The sequence below is a fragment of the Stutzerimonas sp. LR2 genome (assembly GCF_055755175.1).
This window is the reverse complement of sequence record NZ_JBVTRR010000002.1, coordinates 905558-913629: the sequence shown is the minus strand read 5'-3', so window position 1 is coordinate 913629 and position 8072 is coordinate 905558. Positions and strand designations below refer to the sequence as shown.

8 protein-coding genes are annotated in these 8072 nt (G+C 61.8%); 4 read left to right on the top strand and 4 right to left on the bottom strand.

The annotated features are described in order from the left end of the window. Positions 1-300 precede the first annotated feature (300 nt). The 4 genes from ACVRRC_RS10765 to ACVRRC_RS10750 all read left to right on the top strand — a co-directional run bounded on the left by ACVRRC_RS10765 (position 301) and on the right by ACVRRC_RS10750 (position 3961). Positions 301-1638, top strand: a complete 1338-nt coding sequence (locus ACVRRC_RS10765; protein WP_472996992.1) for a TRZ/ATZ family hydrolase — start codon at positions 301-303, stop codon at positions 1636-1638. Positions 1639-1766: 128 nt separating this feature from the next. After that, on the top strand, positions 1767-2465 hold the full coding sequence (gene ubiG / locus ACVRRC_RS10760; protein WP_011913443.1) for a bifunctional 2-polyprenyl-6-hydroxyphenol methylase/3-demethylubiquinol 3-O-methyltransferase UbiG: 699 nt from the start codon (positions 1767-1769) through the stop codon (positions 2463-2465). Continuing rightward, positions 2465-3136: an N-acetylmuramic acid 6-phosphate phosphatase MupP gene (mupP, locus tag ACVRRC_RS10755; protein ID WP_011913444.1), complete on the top strand. Its 672-nt coding sequence runs from the start codon at positions 2465-2467 to the stop codon at positions 3134-3136. The genes ubiG and mupP overlap by 1 nt, the downstream gene beginning before the upstream one ends. 84 nt (positions 3137-3220) lie before the next feature. After that, complete coding sequence (locus ACVRRC_RS10750; protein WP_472996991.1) at positions 3221-3961, top strand: YciK family oxidoreductase; 741 nt, start codon at positions 3221-3223, stop codon at positions 3959-3961. Positions 3962-4005: 44 nt separating this feature from the next. Here ACVRRC_RS10750 and rluB read toward each other — a convergent pair whose 3' ends face one another. From rluB to zwf, 4 genes are all read right to left on the bottom strand, one after another. Then, positions 4006-5133 carry a 23S rRNA pseudouridine(2605) synthase RluB gene (gene rluB, locus ACVRRC_RS10745; RefSeq protein WP_196112253.1) on the bottom strand — a complete coding sequence of 376 codons (1128 nt, stop codon included), beginning with the start codon at positions 5131-5133 and terminating at the stop codon, positions 4006-4008. Positions 5134-5237: 104 nt separating this feature from the next. Continuing rightward, positions 5238-5882, bottom strand: a complete 645-nt coding sequence (locus tag ACVRRC_RS10740; protein ID WP_011913447.1) for a bifunctional 4-hydroxy-2-oxoglutarate aldolase/2-dehydro-3-deoxy-phosphogluconate aldolase — start codon at positions 5880-5882, stop codon at positions 5238-5240. 17 nt (positions 5883-5899) lie between these two features. After that, positions 5900-6613, bottom strand: coding sequence for a 6-phosphogluconolactonase (gene pgl, locus ACVRRC_RS10735; protein ID WP_011913448.1), 714 nt, complete (start codon positions 6611-6613; stop codon positions 5900-5902). Further along, on the bottom strand, positions 6600-8069 hold the full coding sequence (zwf, locus tag ACVRRC_RS10730) for a glucose-6-phosphate dehydrogenase (RefSeq protein ID WP_196112251.1): 1470 nt from the start codon (positions 8067-8069) through the stop codon (positions 6600-6602). Before zwf ends, pgl begins: the two co-directional genes overlap by 14 nt. Positions 8070-8072 lie beyond the last annotated feature (3 nt).

Here is an 8072-nt window from a genome sequence, read left to right as displayed (position 1 = left end):
CCTGTCAGCGCGGCGCATTCTACTCGAATCCGCCACCAGTGCAACCCTTTTATTTAGCTAACCTTTTGATTTACAAGAGGTTTTGCTTGAGAACTGCGCCGGAAGTGGTGCGCATTATAGGCACCTGAAAACAGCCGTCAACCGTTTATTTCGGTTTTCATCCATGGCATTTGCCCTCTCTTTATATAGAGGCAGTGCAGCGCTACCAGGACGCCTGCTGCAACCTGCGTTACGGCTTCCTTCAATCCAGCGGCCCCAGCCATTACACTAGTCGACCTTCTCATCCAGTCACGGCTCCCCATGTCCCGGCAAAGCCTCACTCCGCTAGATCTGCTTCTATTTCCGACCTGGCTGGTTCCGGTCGAGCCAGCGGGAGTAGTGCTCAAGGGGCATGGATTGGGCGTCCGTGATGGACGCATCGTACTCATTGCACCGCGTGAGGAAGCACTTAAGCATCCGGCGCAGGAAAAGCTCGAACTCGAAGGAATGATGTTGGCTCCCGGCCTGATCAATACTCACGGACACGCGGCGATGACGCTGTTTCGTGGGCTGGCCGATGATTTACCGCTGCAACGCTGGCTGCGCGACCACATCTGGCCGGCCGAAGCACGCTGGGTCGACGAAGACTTCGTGCGCTGCGGCACCGAACTGGCCATTGCCGAGCAGCTCAAAGGCGGCATCACCTGCTTCTCTGACATGTATTTCCACCCCGCTGTAGTAAGCGAACTGGTACATAAGCATGGCGTACGAGCACAGATTGCCGTCCCTGTGCTCGATTTCCCCGTACCCGGCGCACGCGACGCGGACGAGGCGCTACGCAATAGCGTGGCGTTGTTCGATGATCTCAAGCATCACCCGCGTATCTCGATCGCATTCGGGCCCCACGCGCCTTATTCGGTTGCGGATGACAAACTCGAAAACATCAGAATTCTGGTCGCCGAGATGGACGCCTGCATTCATATGCACGTCCATGAAACCGCGCACGAGATCCAAGAGGCCCTGCACAAGCATGGCGAACGCCCCTTGGCCAGGCTCGCGCGACTCCAGTTGCTCGGCCCTCGGTTCCAGGCTGTGCATATGACCCAGGTCGACGAAGAAGACATCGCGTTGCTCACCGAGCATAACTGCAGTGTCATTCATTGCCCCGAATCGAACTTGAAGCACGCCAGCGGCTTCTGTCCTGTAGAGCGCCTGTGGGAAGCCGGAGTCAATGTTGCCATTGGCACCGATGGCGCCGCGAGCAACAACGATCTGGACCTGCTTGGCGAAACCCGTACCGCCGCGTTGCTGGCCAAGGCGGTCGCCGGTTCAGCGACCGCCCTAGATGCACATCGCGCATTGCGCATGGCTACGCTCAATGGTGCACGGGCGTTGGGGATCGATGATCACACCGGCTCGCTGGAGATCGGAAAATTCGCCGACCTGGTCGCCGTCGATCTCTCCGGTTTGGCTCAGCAACCAATATACGATCCGGTTTCTCAGCTGATCTATTCCACAGGGCGAGACGCCGTCCGGCATGTCTGGGTAGGAGGAAAACAGTTGTTGAACAACGGCAAGCTGACCCGGATGGACGAGCAGCGTGTCATCGCGAATGCCCTCCAATGGGGCGCCCGGATTGCCAGCACGGACAGCCAGTGACGAAGGCGAGTAGATATGCAGGACCCCCGCGACCGAATGACCTATGCGCCCTCGCCGCTATCCGAAGCTGGCAACATGAGCGATTGCAGCTCAAGCTTCTTCTTCAAGCTTTATAAATGGACCAGACCATGAGCAACGTCGACCACGCTGAAATCGCCAAATTCGAAGCCCTTGCACATCGCTGGTGGGATCGCGAGAGTGAGTTCAAGCCACTGCATGAGATCAATCCATTACGGGTCAATTGGATAGACGAGCATATCTCTCTGGCCGGAAAGAAAGTCATCGACATCGGCTGCGGTGGCGGCATCCTGAGCGAGGCCATGGCGCAGCGTGGCGCTCAGGTGACTGGCATCGACATGGGCGAGGCTCCGCTGTCGGTTGCGCGCCTGCACCTTCTCGAATCCGGACTCGAAATCGATTATCGGCAGATCACCGCCGAAGCCATGGCCGCAGAGGCACCGGAGCAGTTCGACGTGGTCACCTGTCTTGAGATGCTCGAACACGTACCGGACCCGGCCTCCGTCATCCGGGCCTGCGCCACACTGGTCAAACCGGGCGGCCAGGTGTTCTTCTCCACCATCAACCGCAACCCGAAAGCCTACGCGTTCGCCATCATCGGCGCGGAGTATGTGTTGCAGCTGCTTCCGCGCGGCACACATGATTTCAAGAAATTCATCCGTCCTTCCGAGCTCGGCGCCTGGAGCCGTGATGCCGGCTTGGCCGTGAAGGACATCATCGGCCTTACCTATAACCCGCTGACCAAGCACTACAAGCTGTCGGCGGACGTCGACGTCAACTACATGGTCCAGACCGTCAAGGAGTCCTGATGCGCCTGCGCGCTGTTCTGTTCGACATGGACGGTACCCTGCTCGATACCGCTCCCGATTTCATCGCCGTGGCGCAGGCCATGCGGATTGCGCGCGGCCTGGAGCCTGTGCCGGATCAACAGATTCGTGACGTGGTGTCCGGTGGTGCCAGAGCCATGGTGCTCGGCGCCTTCGATGTGGACCCCATGTCGGAAGAGTTCGAAGCATTGCGCCTGGAGTTTCTTGCGCGCTACCAGGAGCATTGCGCCGTGCATAGCCGCCTCTACGACGGCATGGCGGAACTGCTGGACGAAATCGAGCGATCCAACCTGCGCTGGGGTGTGGTAACCAACAAGCCGCTGCGTTTCGCCGAACCGATCATGCAGCAGCTGGGCCTGGCGTCCCGCTCTGCCGTGCTGGTCTGTCCTGATCACGTCGCCAATAGCAAGCCCGACCCCGAGCCGATGATCCTCGCGTGCAAACAGCTCGACCTTGATCCTTCTGCGGTCCTGTTCGTCGGTGATGACCTGCGCGACATCGAATCGGGACGAGCGGCGGGCAGCAGGACGGCCGCGGTGCGCTATGGCTATATCCATCCGCAAGACAACCCGAGCAATTGGGGCGCGGACGTAGTGGTGGATCACCCGCTGGATCTGCGCCAGGTCCTGGACAGCGCCCTGTGCAGTTGCTGAAACAGCCATAGGGTCACCACCACAGCATCATCACTCGGCAGTAATTGCCGAAGCACCCATCACTTTCGATTTACGAGGCATCCGATGTTCGAGTATTCCGCCCGCCCCGACCTGCTCGCAGGGCGCATCATCCTGGTCACCGGCGCTGGCCGGGGCATCGGTGAAGCTGCTGCCAAGGCCTACGCGGCCCACGGAGCTACCGTGCTGTTACTGGGCAAGAATGAAGACAATCTGAATCGGGTGTACGACGAAATCGAAGCAGCAGGCCATCTGCGCCCCGCTGTCATCCCGTTCAACCTGGAGACAGCCCTGCCGCATCAGTACGACGAGCTGGCAGCCATGATCGAGCGGGAATTCGGACACCTGGACGGATTGCTGCACAACGCTGCGATCGTTGGCCCTCGCACGCCGATCGAGCAGTTGTCCGGCGACAATTTCATGCGAGTCATGCAGATCAACGTGAATGCCATGTTCATGCTGACCAGCACCTTGCTACCGCTGCTCAAGCTCTCCAAAGACGCCTCGGTGATCTTCACCTCCAGCAGCGTCGGACGCAAAGGCCGCGCCTACTGGGGTGCCTACGCCGTATCGAAGTTCGCCACGGAAGGACTGATGCAGGTTCTGGCCGACGAGCTGGACGATACCGCGCCGGTGCGTGCCAACAGCATCAACCCGGGCGCTACTCGGACCGACATGCGCGCCAAGGCGTACCCGGGCGAGAACCCGCTCGTCAATCCATTGCCGGAAGAAATCATGCCGGTCTATCTGTACCTGATGGGTCCGGATAGCGCCGGCATCAACGGCCAGGCGCTAGACGCGCAATGAAGTCCGCGCAGCGCAGTCATTCACTGCGCTGCGCTGCAGACCGGTCAGGGACGCTTGCTACGCTCGCGCCCGAAGCCGGGCCGCTGACCTTCTCCGGCCGGCTTCCTCGCCGGACCCGATGAACGCCCGCCGCCTTCGTGGCGCTTGCCGCCCTTGCGGGTATCCCCCGGACGCTCGGCGACCGGCGTACCACGCGGCTTGTCGCTGCCGCGCGGCTTGCGCTCGCTCTTGTCATCTCGTGCCGCACGCGGTTTATCCGCTGCAGGCATGTCGGCTTCGTGGGCGGGACGAAGTACACGTGACCGCCGCTCGCCTCGCCCAAGTGGCTTGGCCACCTTGCGCTGCATGCGGTCGATCTTCTCCTTCGTCTTGGCCTTCATGCTCGGCAAGGCGACCGGCTTTAGGCCAACCTCCTCGCTGAGAATGTCCACCTCGGCTTGCGACATCTCGCGCCAGCGCCCCATCGGCAGATCGGACGTCATGAACACCGGCCCGAAACGGACACGCTTCAGCCGGCTGACGACCAGCCCCTGGGATTCCCAGAGCCGACGAACCTCACGGTTGCGGCCTTCCATGACCACGCAGTGATACCAATGGTTGAAGCCTTCGCCACCAGGCGCTTCCTGAATATCGGTGAAGCGCGCCGGACCGTCCTCCAGCATCACCCCGGTCTTCAGCCGCTCGATCATCTCGTCGTCGACCTCGCCGCGCACACGTACCGCGTATTCCCGGTCCATTTCGTACGAGGGGTGCATCAGACGATTGGCCAGCTCACCGTCAGTGGTGAACAGCAACAGCCCCGTCGTGTTGATATCGAGCCGGCCGATGTTGATCCAGCGGCCCTCCTTGGGACGTGGCAGGCGATCGAACACCGTAGGGCGGCCTTCGGGGTCGTTACGGGTGCAGATCTCGCCGTCGGGCTTGTTGTAGATCAGCACACGCCGCACCACCTGGCTGGTTTCTTCGCGCTTGAGCAGGCGGCCATCGACCGCGATGGCGTCATGGGAGTCGACACGCTGGCCGAGTGTGGCAACCGCGCCATTGACCTTGACGCGGCCCTCGACGATCCACTTTTCGACGTCGCGACGCGACGCGATGCCCAGACGGGCAAGGACTTTCTGCAGCTTCTCGCCGTGCGTGGCGTGGATCGTAGTTTCTTCGTGCTCGGTCATCTGGGCACCTCCCGGTGTGGCAATCCGATTGAAAGGGCGCGAATCATACGCGGATCATGCCAGCTGCGCACCTTGCGCCAGTCGGACGGCGGCGCCAGTCCGACCTAGGGCAAAGCGGCCAGGGCCTCCGCGGTACGCTGCTGGATGCCCGCCCAGTCACCGCGCTCCAGCGTTGCGCTGTCGATCATCCAGGTACCGCCGACACACATGACGTTAGCCAGCGCCAGGTACTGGGCTGCATTGGCAGCGCTCACCCCACCGGTCGGGCAGAACCGAACGTCCCCGAACGGTCCGCCGAGGGCCTTGAGCGCGGCGATGCCGCCACACACCTCGGCCGGGAACAGTTTGAAGCGCCGATAACCCAGCGCGTAGCCTTCCATGACGTCGGACGCACTGCTCGCGCCCGGTAGCAAGGGTACCGAGCAGCTCACCCCGGCTTCGAGGATGTCGCGGGTAGAGCCCGGCGTGACGATGAACTGGGCGCCGGCCGCCTCCACTTCGTCCATCATGCGCCGGTCGAGGACGGTTCCGGCGCCGATGCAGAGGTCCGGTCGTTCCTGGCGCAACCGCTGAATAGCGGTCAGGCCATGACGCGAGCGCAAGGTAATCTCCAGAGTACGCAGGCCACCCGCCGACAAGGCATCGGCGAGCGGCAGGATCTGCTCTTCGCTGCCAATGGTGATGACCGGCAGAATCCGCGCCGCGACGCAGATCTGTTCGATCAGGGCATTCTTCTGGTCCATGGTCATGCAGGAGTCCTCGGGCCTCACGGGCACCAGTAGATTTCGAGCGGAGCGTGCAGGAATGCCCGGATGGGCATCTGCAATGGATCGGCACTCAGCGCTACACGCAGGGTTTCAAGCTTTTCGCTGCCTTGAATGGCCAGACACTGCATCCTGGCGCAGGCCAGTAGAGGATAGGTCATCGTCAGGCGGGCCTCGGGGGCGACCGGTGCCTGCATAGCCACACAGCGCTCGGGACAATCCTCCCGCAAGGCATGCGCCAAGTTGACGCTGCCTGGGAACAGCGAAGCGGTGTGCCCGTCGTCACCCATGCCGAGCACGAGCACATCGATCGGCTGATGCAATTGGTCGAGCGCCGCATTGGCGAAGCCCGCAGCCTGCTCGAGCGAGTCGGCTGGCTGGTAGAGCCCGATCAACCGGGCGGCATTCGCGGCATTCTGCAGAAGGTGGCGCCGCAGCAAGCCTTCGTTGCTGGCCGGATCGGTTGGCGAGACCCAGCGCTCGTCGGCCAGGCTGATCTGGATCTTTGCCCAATCCAGCTCTCGCCGGGACAGGGACTCGAAGAACGCAACCGGGCTCCGCCCACCGGATACCACCAGACTTGCGACGCCGTGTGTCTGTACCGCGTAGCGCAACGCCTTGGCGACGCTGTCGGCCATCAGTTCGGCCTGCCGCTGCGCGTCCGCCGAGCTATGGGCGATCACGCCCGTGGGTAAATCCAGTTCAGAGATCGCCATACCACGCCCTCCCGTCGCGCGTGATCAGTGCAATCGAAGCAACCGGCCCCCAGGAACCCGCCGGGTACAGTTTGAGCTCAGCACCGAGCCGGCTCCAACCGTCGATCAACTGATCGCACCATTGCCACGCATATTCGATTTCATCCCTGCGCACGAACAGATTCTGGTTGCCTTGCATCACCTCGAGCAACAGGCGCTCATAAGCATCCGGAATTCGCGCGCTTTTATAAGTCTCCGAGAAATTCAGCTGCAGCGGCCCACTGCGAAGATGCATGCCCTTGTCCAGCCCCTGCTCCTTGGTCATGACTTGCAGCGAAATGCCTTCATCCGGTTGCAGGCGGATGATCAGGCGATTGCTGATCAGCGCGCGTTGCTCGGGAGCGAAGATGTAGAACGGCGGTTCCTTGAAATGGATGACGATCTGCGACAGCTTCTGCGCCATGCGCTTGCCGGTACGCAGGTAGAACGGCACGCCGGACCATCGCCAGTTGCAGATATCGGCCCGCAAGGCGACGAACGTCTCGGTGCTGCTCTGCGCGTTGGAATTCTCCTCGTCCAGATAACCCGGCACCGAAACGCCACCTACGTTGCCCGCCGCGTACTGCCCGCGCACGACCCGCTGATGGATGGATTCGGCCGTGATCGGAGCCAGTGCCTTGAGCACCTTCACTTTCTCGTCACGGATGCTGTCAGCGGTGAGATTGCTCGGCGGATCCATGGCGATCAGGCAGAGCAGCTGCAGCAAGTGGTTCTGCACCATGTCGCGCAGCTGGCCGGCCTGATCGAAATAGCCCCAGCGGCCTTCGATGCCCACCGTTTCGGCCACGGTGATCTCGACGTGGGAAATATGGTGCTGGTCCCACTGAGTTTCGAACAGGCTGTTGGCGAAGCGCAGCGCGATCAGATTCTGGACGGTTTCCTTACCGAGATAGTGGTCGATGCGGTAGATACGGCTCTCTGGAAAATGCTCGGCAACGGCATCGTTGATCACCCTGGACGATTCGAGATCGTGACCGATGGGCTTCTCCAGAACGACCCGGGCCTGTTCGGCGAGCCCGCTCGCCGCGAGGAACCTGCAGATGTCGCCATACACCGCGGCGGGCGTTGCGAAATAGGCGACCAGGGGCAAGTCCTGCGGTACGCACTCTCGAAGCGCCGCGTAGTCCTCACCGCGACGGAAATCCATGGTGAGGTAGCGCAGCCGCTCGGCAAAGCGCTCAAGCGCCGGCTCGTCGAGTTCGCCAGCCGGTACGCGTGCTCGCAACGCCTGAATGATTCGCGACTTGTGCGCCCCAGGCTCACCACCTTCACGCGACAGCGCAAGGATTCGCGTATCGCCATGCAGCAGACCGGCACGATCCAGCTGGTAAAGCGCCGGAAACAGCTTGCGCAACGCAAGATCGCCCAGGGCGCCGAACAAGGAAAAAGTGGTGGGTTCTACGGTGATGCCTGGCATGGG